Origin of the sequence: Curtanaerobium respiraculi (assembly GCF_024609215.1) — a bacterium.
GTDB classification, from domain to species: domain Bacteria; phylum Actinomycetota; class Coriobacteriia; order Coriobacteriales; family Eggerthellaceae; genus Curtanaerobium; species Curtanaerobium respiraculi.
This window is the reverse complement of record NZ_JANIPD030000037.1, coordinates 1-899: the sequence shown is the minus strand read 5'-3', so window position 1 is coordinate 899 and position 899 is coordinate 1. Positions and strand designations below refer to the sequence as shown.

Annotated in this window: 1 protein-coding gene; it reads right to left on the bottom strand. The window is 68.5% G+C overall.

The window, feature by feature from the left end; genetic code table 11:
* Positions 1-899, bottom strand: an 899-nt coding sequence (locus NOV21_RS08880; protein WP_283171744.1) for a glucosaminidase domain-containing protein, incomplete at both ends; no start/stop codon positions are given.

The following is an 899-nucleotide window of genomic DNA, read 5'->3' as shown; positions in this document are numbered from 1 at the left end:
CGCGCACGTGAAGTACGAGATGCCCGTCCCTATGCGGCACACGTCTCCCGTGTGCGGCTCGTGTATGTACTGGTCGCCCCCGATGCAGATGGCCACGTGCCCCGGGCGCCAGAGGATGTCGCCGGGCCTGGCCTCGGAGAGCGGGACCTTGGTGCCGGCGTTGGCCTGCGCCTCGGAGTTGCGCGGGATGGAGATCCCCGCCTGCGCGTAGCAGTACTGGGTGAGCCCCGAGCAGTCGAGAGCATGGCCCGGCGAGGTGCCGCCCCACACGTAGGGCACGCCGAGCTGGCTGTAGGCGGCCTCGACGACGGCACCCCCTCCCGCGCTTCCGTTCTTCCAGTCCTCGACGGTCATCCCGTCGAGGTGGTAGAGGCCGTAGGTGGCCATGATCGACTTCAGGGTGTCCACGTAGGCCGAGTCGGTGGCGTAGCCCGCGTCCTTGAGGCCCTCGGCCATCTTGTCCGAGTCGTGCTCCGCGATGGCCTGCTGGATGAGCGGGTTTCCCGCGTAGCGCTGGTTCTGCAGGAGCACGCGCGAGCGGAACACGATGCAGTCGCGCATGCTCCTGAAGCTCGTGAAGTCGGCCATGACGGTGACGTGCTGCCCGCCGTACTCCTCGCCCGTGGACCAGGACGACTTGCCCGCGACCTCGGGTGCGAGTGCGAAGCTCGGCGCCCACTTGATGCCGAAGAGGTTGCTGTCGCGGGTGGCGAGGCCGGAGAGGTGGTCCCCGGCGCCGCTCTCGCAGATGATCTGCGCGATGGTGCATCCGGCGGGATGCCCGTACTCCTCCTGGCACTCCAGCGCCGCCTCCACCATCTCGGAGGTGATGTAGGGAGGAAGGCCGAGGCTGTTGGCCGCCTGGGCCTGCGCCTCGTTGTCCCAAAAGCCGAAGAGCG